This window comes from Oceaniserpentilla sp. 4NH20-0058 (assembly GCF_040371755.1).
GTDB lineage: Bacteria > Pseudomonadota > Gammaproteobacteria > Pseudomonadales > Oceanobacteraceae > Bermanella.
In genome coordinates, this window is the sequence record NZ_BAABWE010000010.1 from 85,088 (window position 1) to 101,215 (window position 16,128).

At 40.2% G+C, this 16,128-nt stretch carries 14 protein-coding genes; 3 read left to right on the forward strand and 11 right to left on the reverse strand.

Annotated elements, in window-relative coordinates; translation table 11 throughout:
- Positions 1-3 precede the first annotated feature (3 nt).
- The 9 genes from ABWV45_RS13340 to ABWV45_RS13380 form a co-directional block, all read right to left on the reverse strand.
- The gene (locus ABWV45_RS13340) at positions 4-849 is read right to left on the reverse strand and encodes an alpha/beta hydrolase (protein WP_353352212.1); all 846 of its coding nucleotides are present in this window, start codon (positions 847-849) and stop codon (positions 4-6) included.
- Between the two features lie 30 nt (positions 850-879).
- Positions 880-2,196, reverse strand: a complete 1,317-nt coding sequence (locus ABWV45_RS13345; protein ID WP_353352213.1) for a DUF1302 family protein — start codon at positions 2,194-2,196, stop codon at positions 880-882.
- Between the two features lie 84 nt (positions 2,197-2,280).
- Positions 2,281-5,484 carry an outer membrane lipoprotein-sorting protein gene (locus tag ABWV45_RS13350; protein ID WP_353352214.1) on the reverse strand — a complete coding sequence of 1,068 codons (3,204 nt, stop codon included), beginning with the start codon at positions 5,482-5,484 and terminating at the stop codon, positions 2,281-2,283.
- A gap of 146 nt (positions 5,485-5,630) precedes the next feature.
- Complete coding sequence (locus ABWV45_RS13355) at positions 5,631-6,047, reverse strand: MarR family winged helix-turn-helix transcriptional regulator (RefSeq protein WP_353352215.1); 417 nt, start codon at positions 6,045-6,047, stop codon at positions 5,631-5,633.
- 115 nt (positions 6,048-6,162) lie between these two features.
- Entirely contained in the window at positions 6,163-7,080 is a 918-nt protein-coding gene (locus ABWV45_RS13360) for a histone deacetylase family protein (RefSeq protein WP_353352216.1), read from the reverse strand.
- A gap of 77 nt (positions 7,081-7,157) precedes the next feature.
- The gene (locus ABWV45_RS13365) at positions 7,158-9,149 is read right to left on the reverse strand and encodes a TIGR03545 family protein (RefSeq protein WP_353352217.1); all 1,992 of its coding nucleotides are present in this window, start codon (positions 9,147-9,149) and stop codon (positions 7,158-7,160) included.
- Between the two features lies 1 nt (position 9,150).
- Positions 9,151-9,657, reverse strand: coding sequence for a TIGR03546 family protein (locus ABWV45_RS13370; RefSeq protein ID WP_353352218.1), 507 nt, complete (start codon positions 9,655-9,657; stop codon positions 9,151-9,153).
- Between the two features lie 90 nt (positions 9,658-9,747).
- Positions 9,748-10,656: an alpha/beta hydrolase gene (locus ABWV45_RS13375; RefSeq protein ID WP_353352219.1), complete on the reverse strand. Its 909-nt coding sequence runs from the start codon at positions 10,654-10,656 to the stop codon at positions 9,748-9,750.
- Positions 10,657-10,659: 3 nt separating this feature from the next.
- Positions 10,660-11,271: a DUF6942 family protein gene (locus ABWV45_RS13380; RefSeq protein WP_353352220.1), complete on the reverse strand. Its 612-nt coding sequence runs from the start codon at positions 11,269-11,271 to the stop codon at positions 10,660-10,662.
- Between the two features lie 363 nt (positions 11,272-11,634).
- Here ABWV45_RS13380 and ABWV45_RS13385 point away from each other — a divergent pair, with 363 nt between their 5' ends.
- The 3 genes from ABWV45_RS13385 to ABWV45_RS13395 all read left to right on the forward strand — a co-directional run bounded on the left by ABWV45_RS13385 (position 11,635) and on the right by ABWV45_RS13395 (position 13,866).
- Positions 11,635-12,111 (forward strand): hypothetical protein, encoded by a 477-nt coding sequence (locus tag ABWV45_RS13385; protein ID WP_353352221.1) that lies wholly within the window; start codon positions 11,635-11,637, stop codon positions 12,109-12,111.
- A gap of 109 nt (positions 12,112-12,220) precedes the next feature.
- A complete protein-coding gene (locus tag ABWV45_RS13390) occupies positions 12,221-13,447 on the forward strand; it encodes a saccharopine dehydrogenase family protein (protein ID WP_353352222.1) in 1,227 nt (408 codons plus the stop codon).
- Positions 13,448-13,533: 86 nt separating this feature from the next.
- A complete protein-coding gene (locus ABWV45_RS13395; RefSeq protein ID WP_353352223.1) occupies positions 13,534-13,866 on the forward strand; it encodes a hypothetical protein in 333 nt (110 codons plus the stop codon).
- Positions 13,867-13,878: 12 nt separating this feature from the next.
- Here ABWV45_RS13395 and ABWV45_RS13400 read toward each other — a convergent pair whose 3' ends face one another.
- On the reverse strand, positions 13,879-15,000 hold the full coding sequence (locus ABWV45_RS13400; RefSeq protein WP_353352224.1) for a fatty acid desaturase family protein: 1,122 nt from the start codon (positions 14,998-15,000) through the stop codon (positions 13,879-13,881).
- A gap of 159 nt (positions 15,001-15,159) precedes the next feature.
- Positions 15,160-15,828, reverse strand: a complete 669-nt coding sequence (locus ABWV45_RS13405; protein WP_353352225.1) for a hypothetical protein — start codon at positions 15,826-15,828, stop codon at positions 15,160-15,162.
- Between the last annotated feature and the right edge of the window lie 300 nt (positions 15,829-16,128).

Genomic DNA, 16,128 nt, shown 5'->3' on the forward strand with positions numbered 1-16,128 from the left:
CCCTTAAATATTAACGGAAGTATCCGTTGATGCCACTTGCGACATAAACGCTACAATTTTTTGAATAGTGTCTTTGTCGCGCATAATTTTTCTATGTCCTAACCCTTCTGGTGAAATAGACCTTACATTTTTAAGTTGATCTCTAATATGGGCCATTGAATGATAAGGAATTTCTAAATCATCTTTAGCGTGTATTAATAGTTTCTCTTGATTATGAAATTTAAGCATTCTTCCTACATCTAAATCTTTAGAGCGGCGGCCCACTATGCTTTCGATTTGCTCAATAAATTTTGATGTCACACCTGAAGATAACCCCATAAACCATGCAAATCCCTTTAAAACATCATGTACACACGCAGGGGATGCAACCAATGTATACCGACCAAGATTAGTTCCTCTTTCATAAGCCATAGCCAGTGCGCAGGCTCCCATTGAGTGTCCAATCGCACCATGAAAGGGTCCAAACGCTTTGTCCGCATCAATAATTGCATTGGCAAACTCCACCGGATTTGCCTTCTCACCTTTTGATTGACCATGTTTTGGGCCATCTATGGCGATCACTTCATACCCTTGTTCAACCAATGGGGCAGCCACGCTGTACATTTGTGTTGCTCGCCCCTCCCAACCATGCATGAGTAAAATACGTTTGTCCGAGCTCCCCCAACGAATAGCACTTAATTTTTTTGCAAACGACATTCGCGTACCTGATTTTTCAGCTAATTCTTCCCATTCTTTCATTAAAAATTTTCTTGGTGATAAAAATATACGAGCATTTTGTTGGGCCACAAAATTTGGTAATAATTTACCCAAGTAACGATTTTTAAGACGTAATAGTGTCATCATATTCATGTTTATCTCCTGTACAGCCATTTGATTGAATCAAAATGTCACTTGCCAACCTAGATTTACACGACTGGCCTGCTTAAATTGTCCAAACGGACCGTGCTCATCACCATAAAAATAATCTACTCCAGAAAAAACTGACCAGTTATCGCTAACTTTATAAGTAGTTTTAAACCGAGCTTGCCCATCGTTATAATCAGAGTTTAATAACATGAAAAGCTTAAGTTCTAGGGTTTCATTCCATGCATTTTTTCTGAATAGTAACGTATGCTTAGTACTATTTTTTTCACGCACCACGCTATTTTTATAATCTAAAATCGTACTATTGAAAAACTGATAGCTCACCATAAGATCAGAAAAACCGTGATAATCAAACGCAAAAACAGAAGCTAACTCATCACTTTTTTGTATACCTGAATTTGAAATATCATTTTGTAAAAAGTAATTGTCTTTAATAAAACCCATTTCAATTTTCCAGACCCAGTTCCCCATAGCTGTATTAGCAGAAAAACCTGCTAATTGACTTTTTTCATAGGTAGGGGTTACCCAAACCGTTGAACCGATTAAATCTCGGTATACAACTGGTGTATCTTGGTAATAATTGAAGTAGTTAGCCGTTACATCCCAGCCATCAATAAAAGCGGACCAGCGCAGTCCTATTTCTGCCTCATTACTAGGGCGTTGCGTATCCACCAATTGAACCGGTACGCTTGGTACAGGCTGAGGCACCATTTCTTTAGAAGTAATAGCAAACTGAGAGCCTGAATCAGCCAATTCGTTGAACGTTAAATCAGGAATAACCAGAAGCTGTAGCGTTGCATCTTCGCCAATGGCATGCTGCAAATTCAGCATCCATGTTGGAATTCTGGAGTCTTCAAAGTCTGGGAGGTTAAACTCACGATAATTTTGTGGATTAATAACATCCAATACTTTAAGTCCATCCGCTTGCCCCCACACCACTTGCTGCTTACCTAAACGAATTGAGGTATTGCCCAGCCATAAACCCCCATACGCCTCTAGCAGCTCTAGGCGATGATTTTTATCTTCGTAGGCTGGGCCATTTAAGCGAGCATAATTATCGGTTCTTTCGTAACGATTGAGTGAAGAGCCATCTAACTTAGAGTCATAATCAAATAAAAGCTGAGGTATCACTTTTATATTAATGCCATTTTCTAGGCTTTGACTCCACTCCATTTTTAGTTTTACATCTGATTTTGTCACACTTTTTTGGGGTTCACTGTAGGAAATCTCTGATTCGATATCGGTTAATAAATCACTATGAGATAAACCACTGTGTATGATCAAAACAACAGATAACAAGTTTATTTTAAAATTTGATAATTGTAACAACATGTTGTCAATTCCTGCTATTTCATATCTAACATAAAAAGATTAAAAGGTGGCCTGCCCACACGAGCCGGCCAAATTACCTTTAATTTAAATACCTTGTACTAAGGCACGCTTTGAAAATAGGCGGTCAGGAATTGTCTTTTTATAATCCACATTTGAAAATACAAACGTTGACTGGTGTCCCGTCAGATGGTTTTTTACTTGTCTTATATGTCTGGTCCAAATGCCATCTATTTTTCGAATATCAGAAGTTATGGCTGTTTTTAAGTGTTTGCCTTTTGGGTTCCAATAATCGGTTTTAACCACAACCCAGTTTTCAGGGTTCACGCGAATCAATAATTTCCCGTAACCAAGTTCTTTGGCTATATCCTTATTTTTTGGTGTGGCTTGTAATACATGGGTTTGAATAATTTGATTATCCACTTCAACAGGTTCTTTACCTTTCAGCTCAAAGTCATAATCTTGAATCTCTAAACGATCACTTTGTTTGATGTCTTCGTAAGTAAGATCCGTTCCCATAAAATAATCACCTCTGTCTGATGAAGATATACGGCGTACTTTACGTAACGCAGGTAAATACAGCCATTGATCATCGTCTACTTTTGGGTCTGGGTAATCGAACGTGAGGAAACCGGTTCCCTTCAAATTAGCTGGTAACGTATAAAAAAAGACAGTTTTCTTTTCATCACCAAAGTATTTTCGATAACTAATGGTTTCTCTATTTCGTTCTTTACCGCGTTTATCCACTAAAAGCATAGATAGATTACTTGTTACCTGTAATCCGTCATCAACGCTATTAATATGATTCACCACTTCTAATGCATCCGTTTTATCCATGGCTTGAACATCAGTTACCGTCAAACCTAAGGTTAATAACGCGCCCAGTGCCATGACTGGTAGTAACACACTAGCGGCCCTGCCACTGGTTATTTTTGGTGAAACGCCTTGCACTATTTCATGGGATTTATTTGTAAAAATAAACTTAGGTTTTAATAACATGACCAAGGCCGGTAGTAACGTCATCGCGGCGATAAAACTCATAGTGACAGATAACACCACAATGGTGCCAAAGTGTGTGAGTGGCACCACTTTAGAGGTCATCAGCACACCAAAACCAAATGCGATGGCTAGATAGTTAAACAATAAGGCTCGACCAGTTGAGCGGTATAATTCGGTGAACATTTCTTGAATATTCACCGTGCCATCTTCTACTAATGTTTTCATACGCTCTAGTGTATGAATCGCAAAATCAATCCCCAAGCCAATGGCAACACTGGCAAACATAGATGTACCAATACCCAAATCAATATTTAAAATAACCATGGCTGAATACACCACTAAAATAGAGCATACGACGGGTGCTGTTGCCATGAGGCCTGCCGACAAAGAGCGAAATAGAACGGCAGATACAAGGCATACACAAATCAATGAAATCAGTACGCCTATAAAGTGACTTGGCCCAAGGTCTTTAATCCAGTGATAATTTACATTAACTCGCCCACTCAAACTGGCTGTTGCTAGCTCAGAATCAAAAGACTGGTCAATGTACGTTTGCAGGGATTCGATAATGGGTTTGGTTTTAACAAATTCTGAGGTATCCAAATTTAAGCGAATATTTGCTAAGCGATAATCGTAGTCAACCTCTTCTTCAAAATCCGTTGGATTACCACTGGCACTGTAGAGTAAAAAATATTGAGCCACGAGCTCTTTATTTTGCGGAATAGAATAAAAAGAGGCGTTTCCTTCGTTCAAGGACTTATTCATCTGCATTAAATAATCAGCAACTGATGTGGAGCCGTTAACATACTCAAGTGATTCTGCGTATTTTTGTAAATCAGCCATTTTGGCTAACACGGCAGGCTCAAAAATACCCTCTTCTGATGGAGTGCTAATTACAATATCAATTATATTAGTTCCCTCTAGGTGTGCATTAATTGCTGTATCGGCTTTATAAATGGCTTCATCTTTATGAAATGTATTAATACGATTTTCATTTACTCTTAACTGAGTGGCAAGAATACTTCCCCCTACAAGGATGATCGCAAAAACTGACACAGTGACCTTAGGTTTCGACGTGGCCATATTACCGAATGCAGAAATAACATTAGAAAATAAATCACTCTTACTTTCACTTTCTAATTTAACCCAACGCTTGCTGACTTTTGGTTTCATTAAGGTGATTAATGCAGGCAATAAAAAAATGGAGTATACCCAAGCGACCATCACTCCAAACCCAGTGAATAGCCCAAAATATTGAAACGGAGGCATATAAGCAGAGACATACAAACCTAAAAAGCCTGCAATCGTGGTCAATGTTGTAAGAGTGACCGGACGAAACATGACGTTTACAGACTCACTAATACACTGCTTCAAAGACCAAGAGGGATGACGAGCCTGACACTCATAATAATGGCTCAAAATGTGAATAGAATCCGCCACAGCCATTCCTATTAAAATGACAGGCATGGCATTAGTAATAACAAAAAACGGTACACCGCTGTATGCCATGAATCCAACTGTCATCAATACTGAAGCCGCAATCACCACGTTTCCTAATAACGCTGGCAATAAACGACGAAACGCAACGATCAACATGATGGTGATAATAAGGCCTGCCAATGGATTTAATCTGCTGGCGTCGCGATCTATATAATGACCTAAGAAACCCAGTACGGCGCCTTCTCCTGCAACGTGAAATGTGACATCAACGGGCTTAGATACTTTTTTCGTAATATCTATGACGGCTTCATATGTGGCTTCGGCCATTGTGTCGTTATAAACTTCTAATACGATAACCGTCATGGCTCCATCTTTTGATACCAACATGCCATCATATAAAGGGAAGTCTTGAATCGCTTCACGGATATCACTGGGGCTGCCATCTTCAAGCAGTTCCATAAAGGGGGTGACTTCTAACCCACTAGAAGAGCCCACTATATTATTTTCAGTGGCCAGACTGATTGTGCGCTCTGCATTTACCCATTCTAAGTTATTAAATTGCTCAGTCAGGTTAGCAACTAAATTCAATGTAGTTGTGTTGTATACACCATCATTTGAAGCGTCTTTAATGGCAATGACCATGGGGTCACTTAACCCAAATATTTCTCGCACTTTATTTTTATACAACAAGGCGGGATTATCCGCAGATAAAAACGCATCTGAACTGGTATCTTTATAAATTTTCCCGATACCACTCATTAAAGCCGCCATCAATAGTAAGCCCATGAGTACCACAAGCCACGGCCGCCTCACACCAAGCAATTTCCAAGACTTATCTACATTGTCATTCATATTGGTATCCTCATCCAATTAATGTATATACATGTATTATTCAAAAAAAACATGCCGATTAAATTAATTACATGCCTATATTTACATGTAATTACATATAAATATCATCTAACAATATATTATGGCTGATTTCAACCATTTTATATTTAATCTAATGCTATGATCGCGTCAGCCACGGATATCAACTGTTCACTTAATTGGCTACCTAACTGATTTGAAAGGCTTTCTTGGGCTTTTTTCCATTTCTTTCGAGAGCTTTGGAACAGTGTTTTGCCCGTATCTGTTAACGATACTAGCTTAATTCGCCCATCCGCCGCTGAAGGGGTGATTTGAATATAACCATCTCTAAGTAATGGTTTTAAATTGCGTGTAAGGGTTGTTTGTTGAAGTACTAGCACTTCCTGTAAGTCTTTTTGCGAAGTACTTTTCAGGTACCACAAGGAGCGTAGTATCGAAAACTGGGTGACGGTTAGACCATCATCCCGCAAATAGGCATCATAATGGCTAGTTAAAACACGGCTTGCTTGTCGCAGCTTTAAGTTATAGCAATGGCTGATGCTCATTATTCCCCCCTAACACATGCTTTTTTAATAAGGTGTTTACTGTTGCATTACATGTACATGCATAATATTAAGTATAATAGATTAATAGAAATTTAATAGTGCATGTATTAACCATTCAAAAAAATTGATGGTACAGCCCTGATGCTACTTCGACTACTTGACCATGGCGTTGAGCTAACCGTTGATGATCCTTATCATAACCACCGCCAATTACGGTAACGACGGGGATATGTCGTGATAGGCACGCAGTTAAAACACGTTCATCCCTATTTTGCATACCTTGCAGTGTTATATCTAAGTGACCAAGCTCATCATGTTGCCAGATATCGACTCCAGCATCATATATAACAAGGTCAGGGCTAAGCTTATTTAGTAATGAATCCAGAGTGGACGATACTACCTGTAAATACAGATCATCTTCGGTGTGCTTATCTAAACCCACATCTAAATTACTTTTGTGTTTACGAAACGGAAAGTTTTTCTCACAATGAATTGAACAAGTGAATGCGCCGTCTATGTTTTTCAGCATTGCGGCTGTACCATCACCTTGGTGCACATCACAATCAAAAATTAAAACACTGCTCACTTCTTTATTATCTAGCAGTTTTACTGCTGTGTAAGCTAAATCATTAATTAAGCAAAAACCAGAACCAAAATCCTTGTGTGCATGGTGTGTTCCGCCCGCTAAATGACTGGACATACCAAATTTCAATGCTAAACGGGCCGCCAACAATGTGCCATTTGGCGCAGTAAATGTGCGTTCAATTAACCCCTCACTCCAAGGTAATCCAATACGTCGCCAAGCTCTAGGCTCCATAGTGTTATTTGCAAGTTCAGTTAAATATTGTTTGTCATGAACGAGCGATAGATCCTGAATACTGGCTTTTTCTGGCACAAATACATTTGAATTATCGTGTGAAACCAGCCCACTTGAAACCACATAATCATATAAGCGCACAAACTTGCTCATTACAAAACGGTGGTTTTCCGGAAAGTCGCAAGAGTAATTAGGGTGATAAATAAGAGGTAACATGAAATACCATTAATTAGAATAAAGCTTATCCGCTAAAAAAATGCCCACTTTATTAGCGGGCATTTTTAAACCTATATTTAAAATAGCTTTTTCAGTTTTTCTTTGGCTTTTCTCTCTAATTCTTTTTTCTCTTTGTCGGCCTTCGCTTTCGCTTTTGCTTTTTCAGCATCGGCTTTGGCTTTGGCCTTGGCTTTTTCTGCATCCGCCTTAGCTTTTGCTTTGGCTTTTTCTGCTTCTAATTTAGCTTTCGCTGCGGCTTTTTCTTTATCTGCTTTCGCTTTTGCTTCTGCTTTAAGCTGATCTTCATAGCTGGATATTTCAGACTTAGCTAAGCTTTCAAGTTTTTTACCTGCATCAGAAAGACTGCCCTCTGTGAGATCAAGCTCTTTCAGCTTGTCTTGGTAATCCCCTGCAAAACTAAGCAGTTTCTTTTCAAGCTTTCTTTTAAGTGATTCTTCCAGCTCTTTTTGTCTTTGTTTGATACGTGCATTAAAAGCATCACTTAATTGTCTATCTAAGTCACTGTTTATACTTACTTTGGGGCCGCTAAATTTACCTTTTGCTGTGGCGTTCACATCAAACGTATTTATCGTTTTTAATGCGCCAACTAATTCTTTAGCCAATACAGTACGATCTTTACTACTAAACTGAGAGCGATTAAACACAGCAGTACCTGTTATATCCATCTCACCTTTTATTAACTGCCCTTGAGCATTAACATCTAATAAACTTGAATCTAATACCAAGCCAGCTAGGCCTAGTTTGGCCTCTCGAACTTTCCAGTCATCCACCACTAACGTGAAGCTGTCTTTGCCCGGTTTTTTTCTATGATCAATCACGGCTTTAAATTCAATGGACTCAATGGTAGTTAAATTTACGCCATTAGCGTTGATTACCGTTGGACGTTTAATCACATTCTGCTGATGAGTAATATCCAATACTTCCACTGCCATTTGCCCTAAAGAGCCAGTTTGTTCATTTACCGCAGGCAGATCCATGGTGAAACGTAAGGTTTTAACCCAAAAGTCTGGTTGTGGACGGTCGGTTTCAAAGTGAATAAATCGTCCATCTAAGCGCTTTTCTTTTAGGGCTTGTTTTTCTGCTTTGGCTTCTTCATCTATTAGTAGTGGGCGTACTTTTTCATAATACTCTAATGTGGTTTCAGCATATCCTCCAGCATCTTCACCAAATAATAAGGCGGTTAAATTACTGGCTCCAGCACCATCTAATGTGTACTTCGATTTAATATTATTAAAGTCTTCACCCGGTGCACTTTTCAAACCTTTAAATTTGCTTTTTAGGTCGCTTTTGCCGTCACTTATCGCTTGTTTTGCGTCTTTTATTGCTTGTTTATCTTGTTTAAATTGGGCTTTTAAAGCATCTAACTCTTTTTTGCGCTGCTTAAAATCGTCTATGTCTTTAAACTTGCCTTTTAAAATGGCGTTTAATCGAGTCTCATAACTTTTTAAGGCTTTATCATCCGGTAGTTTTGCAACTGCATCTTCGATGGTTTTGCCATGATACTGATAAGCGTCTTCAAACGCTTTACCACGCTGTTCTGTAAGTAAAGTCTCTCTTGCAAGAATTTCATCGGCACTAGGTAAGGTATTTGAGGAAGGTGTTTCTACTGTTTTCTCTGATTGCTCATTGGGTTTACTCTCAGTGCTTGGTTGTTCTTGCTCATCATCTTTTGTCTGGGATTGCGCAATGGCTCCGGAAACATTACGTTGCGTACCGGTTGCCACACCATCCAGCGTTAGCTCAGGAATAATCGCTTTACCTAATAACAGTGGGAATGGTTCAATATTCGCAACCGCTGAATCAAAGCTCATAATGTTTTCCATCGGAGCGTCTTTATCCGTTAATTGAACACCTGTTATGGTAATAGTTAACGGATTTAGACCATACTTAACATCAGCCACGTCCACTTTTGCGCCCAGCGCATCTGTACCAAATTTTTCTATGGCAAGCTTAGTTAATGGGCCTGCTGCAAACAACCAAAAACAAGCAATCAGTGTCACAACAATTATAAAGCCAAACAGGCCTGACCAACGAATCCATTTTGTCATGTTAGGCTCCTAATCTTTCGTATGCTTGATAGAACTTACTGGCTTTTATAAATTTAACGATTTTTAGTTTTTCAAACCATGCCATAAGTTTTATGCGGTACATCCGAATCAATACGGTAAAAATAATAAATACGGGTAAAAATAAAATACTTGCAAGCACCACACTGCCTATTAATAACGTGTGATTAAATTTGAATCCGCGCCACATGTCGCTTTGATATAACTGTGTCCATGTGTCAATTAGTTCTGGGTGACTCAGTAATTGCTCGCCTATTTCAACGGACACTGGATCCAATAAATAAGCTAATAATGTAAATACTGCACTGGCTAAAAAGAACCCACCAAGGTTCACACGAATCACAAATACCAAAAATAAAATTAAAAAATTATGCAGACTGAAAAATGGGGTTAAACCGATAAACAAAGCAAAGGCAAACCCTAATGCAATTTGGGCTGGTGACGAGTCACTGTTTAAAATTTTAAACAGATTCGCAAGCATGGTGAGCATGTTGTTATCCTTAATGATGCTTTTGACTGAGTTAAAGTTTAACGGGTATTGGCTTGATAATAAACGTCATTAGATGATCCTGTTATCAGCCTAATCATTCAAATGTTGTAACCCTTGTATAAATGCTTTTACATCTTTAAATACAGGGTTGAGGAAACGACCAAATATCGATAAGCCACCCACCAAATAGCGGTGATTAGTGCCAGTATAGGTGATGTGTTCACATGGCACCTGTAATCGTTTAAGTACTTTACTGAACCGCTCTGAGTGGTATGGCCCAACGGTTTCGTCTGCTTCTCCATGAATCAAGCAAACTGGCGGCATATTGCCATGGGCAAGATTTATTGGGTTGGCTTCATGGGCATTATGTTCATGGCCAATATCAATGTGTGCTTCGCTAATGTCATGTAAATTTACGCCGTCAAACTTACCCACTACTAGCGGGTCATCTAAGGGTAAGTCATAAGGGCCTGCTAAACCGATTGTGGCTTTAATCGACACATTGGCGCCGGCTTGTTTTAAATATTGAGGGTCACTGGTTAACATAGCCGCCGTGTGCGCCCCTGCACTATGCCCCATTAAAATGATATTCAAAGGTTGATTTTGGCTAATTCCTTGTGCTGTAAAGTGTTTAGGTAAGCTGGCAATGGCAATAGCCACATCATCGATAAACTGGGGGAATCGTACTTCTGGATACAAACGATAATTAGGCACTACTGTGGTATAGCCCATTTCAGATAAAGCTAAACCTGCAAACTGGTATTCGTTTTTATGCCCTGTATCCCAAGCGCCGCCATGAATAAAAACGATGATGTCTTGGCTATTAGGCTGTTTGGGTACATAGATATCTAGATTATGCCGACTATCACGGGCGTATGGCAGGTCTTTAATACGCTTACAGTGCCCTCTTGGGGCTAAGTAGTTCATGATCCAAAGCGGTCTTAACACCACTATCACGGCCAAACTCACTAAAACTCCAAGGACTACCCATAACGTCATTAACTATTTCTCCCCTAATTGTTTTTGCTTGATCACGTTCAACATAATGCCCGCTAAAGCCGTAATTTTAATGTTACTTAATTGCCGATAATCAAAATAAGGACACACAATGACCCCCTCTTGTGTATAACACGCAAAATCACTGTGCTCATTGGATATGACATGAACAGGGTCTATTGGAAAGCCTAAAGCCTCGCCGTGGCCTTTTCCCATAATGATATGCAGAGTATGTTTGGCGCTAAGATTTGGAGGCGTAAACAACAGTGCAGTTTGCGAACCAATTTGTAGTAATGTTTCATCACGATAGGCCTGCCAACTAACTGCTTTTTGGATGGGTTTAACGGGCTCAAGATTGGTTAATTTAAGGCCAGTTGAACTCGTCGCTTGCTGAGTAAACTCATACATAAGTTTGGCATAGACATTAAAAATTTTACGCCAATGGTTCCCTGTAAAAGCGGCAATAGAGGCTATCTCTCCTGCACCCATAGGCGACATATGATCAAGAAGATCATAGGGTTCCATGGGCGGGCGATTAGCAATATACACACAAATATTAAACCCTTGTTTAGGTTCAATGTGCCCAAGCCCAATTGTTATTTCAGCATTTTGATTCATTTTGCAATTTATTCTTCAGCAAACACATACTCTTGTCGCTCATGTGTATGAAACCATCAAGCTAGACCTACTTCGCTCGGATGTCACATCATACAGGATGCCTTACCTATGAGCACCATTGCGCCTCTTTTAACCCGTTGTAGACCCACTATCTGTGTATCTGCTTAATCAAAAAAGGTATTGGGCACAACAGAGCATCGGTAATCATGATCACAAAAAGTAAATGCTCAGGGTCTGCCCTAACTTTGGTGCTCTGGTGTTATTTTTAAGGTGACGTATTGCGGATTGGTTTTGCGCTAAGAAAACTCCCTTGTTTTTGCAACATGCGCTAATATGTCATCTTTACTATCATAAAATTTGCTCATGGATAAAACGCAGTTAATCGCACAGATCATACAACAGCTAACCGAATCCTTAAGCCACGCCACGGCCGCCGCTGAAGAAGCCCATAAAGGGGCAACCCATGATCAAAGCAAAGCAGAAACACAGTATGATACTTTGGGACTTGAGCACGCTTACCTCGCTGAAGGACAAGCAAAGCGCATCGAGGAACTCCAAGATCAAATTAGCCAATTCCATCATATGAAGGTTAAAAGCTATTGTGAAGATGACCCTATCTATCTAGGGGCCGTCGTTGAGCTATTGAATACTCAGACTAATCAACCACTTTGCGTATTTTTAGCACCTTGTGGTGGTGGCAACCACATACAGCTAGGGGCACGTACGATTCAGGTTGTGTCCCCTATGAGTCCATTAACTCAAGCATTACTAGGGCTGTACGCCGAAGATAACTGTAAATTAGCGTCTGGCCTAAGTTATGAAATTCTAACAATTCACTAAAACACAATTAATGTTTACTTTTTAAGCATAAAATGGGTTGCAATTGGCCTTTAGTTAGTCAGTATTGTTGCTAAATTAAAATAACAACATTCTCATACTCGAGGTCTCTATGGGCACCCCTCAATACGACATCATTCTATTTGGTGCCACCAGCTTTGTTGGCAACATACTCACCGCTTATATGATGGAACAATACCCCGACAGCCAAGGTGTCACTTGGGCTATGGCTGGGCGCAGCGAAACCAAATTAAACGCCTTAAAAGATGCGCATCAGGCCCACAACATTCCACACATCATTGCCGATGCCGCCGACCCTCAGCAACTAGAAGCCATGGTAAAACAAACCAAGGTGATTATTTCTACCGTTGGCCCTTATGCTTTATACGGCGAACCCTTAGTAAAAGCCTGTGTCGAAAACGGTGTTGATTATTGTGACCTAACCGGTGAGGTACAATGGTACAAGCGCATGGTAGATAAATATGAAACCACCGCCAAACAAAAGGGAGCGCGTATTGTTCATTGCAGTGGCTTTGACTCCATCCCTTCTGACTTGGGTGTCTATTTTTTACAGCAACAGGCACAAGCCAAATTCGGCGAACCTTGTACTGAAGTTAAACTGGGTGTAGCTAAATTAAAAGGCGGTGCCAGTGGCGGCACCGTTGCTAGCATGGTGAATATCGTCAAAGAAGCCGCTAAAGACTCCGCCCTAAGAAAAGAACTAAAAAATCCTTATAGCGTTTGCCCTAGCGGCCATGGATTTACACGCCGCCAAGTTAACGTGAACGGTGCCATTTATGACGAAGACTTCCAGCAATGGCTAGGGCCGTTTGTAATGGCGGCCATTAATACACGGGTTGTGCACCGCTCAAACGCACTATCAGGCAATGCATACGGTGACGATTTTGCCTACAGCGAAGCCATGCTCATGGGCCGCGGCGGTAAAGGCAAAAGCCGTGCACGCAACATGGGGTGGGGGCTAGGTGTATTCATGGTGATGGCTGCAATTGGCCCTACTCGCTGGATATTAGAAAAATTCATCCTGCCAAAGCCCGGTGAAGGCCCAACCCCAGAAGAACAACTGAAAGGCGGTTTTGAATATCGCTTTGTGGGTAAAACTCAAAGCGGTAAAAAACTCAGTGTGAAAGTCACAGGGGATCGCGACCCGGGTTACGGCTGCACCGCCAAAATGTTAGGCCAAGCAGCCGTGTGTTTAGCGAATATTTCAAAACAGGATAAATCCGGCGGCTTTTGGACCCCTGCCACTATTTATCAAGATGACTTAATTCAAAGGCTAATTGATAAAAGCGGACTTACCTTCGAAATCATTAACGAATAAATACAATTAAGCCAAGACAACTTGGCTTTTTATCTTTCTCATTAAATCCAGTAAACTGAGGGATTTAAATTGCCCACAGGCCGACCATGAGCGACAACCAGTTACATCTACGTATTGAAGAAGCACTTAAAGCCATTATTCCGTTTGCTTTACAGGCCGATGAAATTCTAGAAGACCTAACCAAAACTAATATGGCTAAGTTCCAATCTATTTTCCCAGAGAATGCTCCATTTAAAGCCAAAGGTAATCGCTTTTTACCCTATGTTGAAGAACTCGACAAAGACTTTAAAACCCTTCCTGAAATGGACGATCAGACATTTGAGATTAAATTAACGGAATTAGTTAAGAAAATGGAAGCGATGCAAACGGTTTTGCAACGCTTTCATGAATTAAGAGATTACACCGAAGAAGAAAAGTAGCAAAACCTAATCTTAGGTTTCGCTAGGGGTCGGTTGAGCATATTGCTGGTGAAATTGTTCAACCGTAATCATACGACCACTGGCTTCATCCCATAAAATGTACTGAAAGGATTTAAACACATCTTTTAATCTAATCGTCGGTACGTCTTTAAATAAATCCACATACTCTTCATGACATTCCCTAAGCTTATAATTAGGAATTCGAGCTGATAAATGATGCACGTGGTGATAACCAATATCAGCGGTAAACCAATGCAAGATGCGCGGTAAATCAAAATAGCTGGTGCCTTCAATAGCGGCCGTATTGTAATCCCATACATCATCACCCACCGCATACGAATCTTCAAAGTTATGCTGAATAGTGAACAAAATAATGCCCAAACCACCAGAAACGGACAGGGCAATCAAATAAACTGTCATAAACGGAACAAAACCAAAATATACACAGCCCGCCACAATTAAACTTATTAGCACAATATTATTGGCCGCCATGTGGCGGTACTCTTTCCAATCAGCCCAATAATTGGTTTCGAATAATTCAGCGGATTGCTTCCAACTTTGTTTCGGGCTGACCAATAAATGCTTAACCGCGTAAATAACAAATTGAATGGTGCCTTTGATCCAAGTGAACCTTGGAGTAAAAATAAAATACATAAATCCAGCAAGTGGGGCCAATAGGATATTGCGACTATTTTGATAAGACTTTTGCTTTTTCTCTGATAGCTTAGAAAATTCTTCGCTTGAAAGTACCGCTAATGGGCCACGGTATTTGCTCCAATTACCGTTAGTGGCATGGTGATAAGCATGGTGCTTTGACCATACATATTCGGGTACACCACACAGTACCCCCATAATGAAACCCACGATGCTGTTTTGCCTTGGGGTGACAAACAAACAACCATGGCCTGCGTCGTGCATCATCATAAACACGCGCATGATGAACATAATCAGTAAAAAGATGCATAAACCACTTAACCAGTAAGATACCGATTGCAGCTCAATGGCCAAATAGAACAAGGCAAAATACGGAATAATGGTGGAAAGAGTTTGGTACAAAGCAAAGCCGTTATTACGATTTGCATACTTTTTAATGAGGGCTGATTTTTCAGCTTTTAAGCGTTCTGTTGCATTCATGAATACTGCCTAGGGTATTTTCTTATTTGATGGATAGAAGCATACACAAATTAAGCCTATTTGGCTGAACATGCTCAAAGAATGGCAATATTGTTCGTAATTGATCTGAAATCAAGAACAATCTATTAAAATCGCGAAGTTTATCCCACTATAAGAAGCTTAATCTTTAAGTACGGGGTAATAAATACTCCCCCAATCCTCAGATTCCGCATTCAGCATAATCTCAATCATGATGGGCACTAGACTGGATAGCAGCTGCGCACCATCTTGGACTTGTTCGCGGTTGATTTGGCTTTGGTAGGTAGCCCCTCCATGGATAAGCTGATTACGCAGGACAAATAGTCTATCTAATACAATCCCCAATAATTCAGGAACATTTTGACGGCTTAGATGATTTAACGCTTCGACACTTAACCGATTAAATCCTTCTCTCCATTTTTCGCTGTTTGGGTCTTCACGCTTAACTTGCCAAAAACCACCGTACACATAGGGGTTTTTAATCAGTGCTTTCACTGGGCCTGAGTAGGTTTCCCATAAACATGCATAAATCGCCTTAGATTCATCATGACTGACCAGTTTTTCGATAAACCCTTGAAACGCAAATCGCTCCGCTAAAGATTCACTGCCACCTTGGTCAACGGCATAACAGGCGTTAAGGGCAATCCACAAACTGATAAGCTGTAAGTCCAAGTCATCTTGCTGCTGGGCTGCACAATTTAGCCAAGAAATAGCACGGTGCAAACGGGTACTGTGAGTATCAGTGAGCTGGTCGCGTTTAGATTTTAACGCTTGTTTTAGTTGATCGTGAGTTGTTTGTAGGTCAGGCATACCGAACAAATTAATAGTAAATCGAAGCCAGTAGTAGATCAGATGATGAAATAGAAATAAAGGAATTGGTAAGGATCAGAAAGCGCCGAACTACCTACCCTCAAAATAAGTACCTAGTTCTCCCCCCCCTCGACTTCATCCTTTCTTAAATATGCCTCAAGTGCACCATGTTTCCTTAAACTAAGCCTATGAAATAACATATTCATTAGAAAATACACCATCCAAAGTATGATAAGTAAAAGTCCAAAAAGTCCAATTTTTTCACTTAATTCAAACTCACTATTGAAGTAGATCATCGGT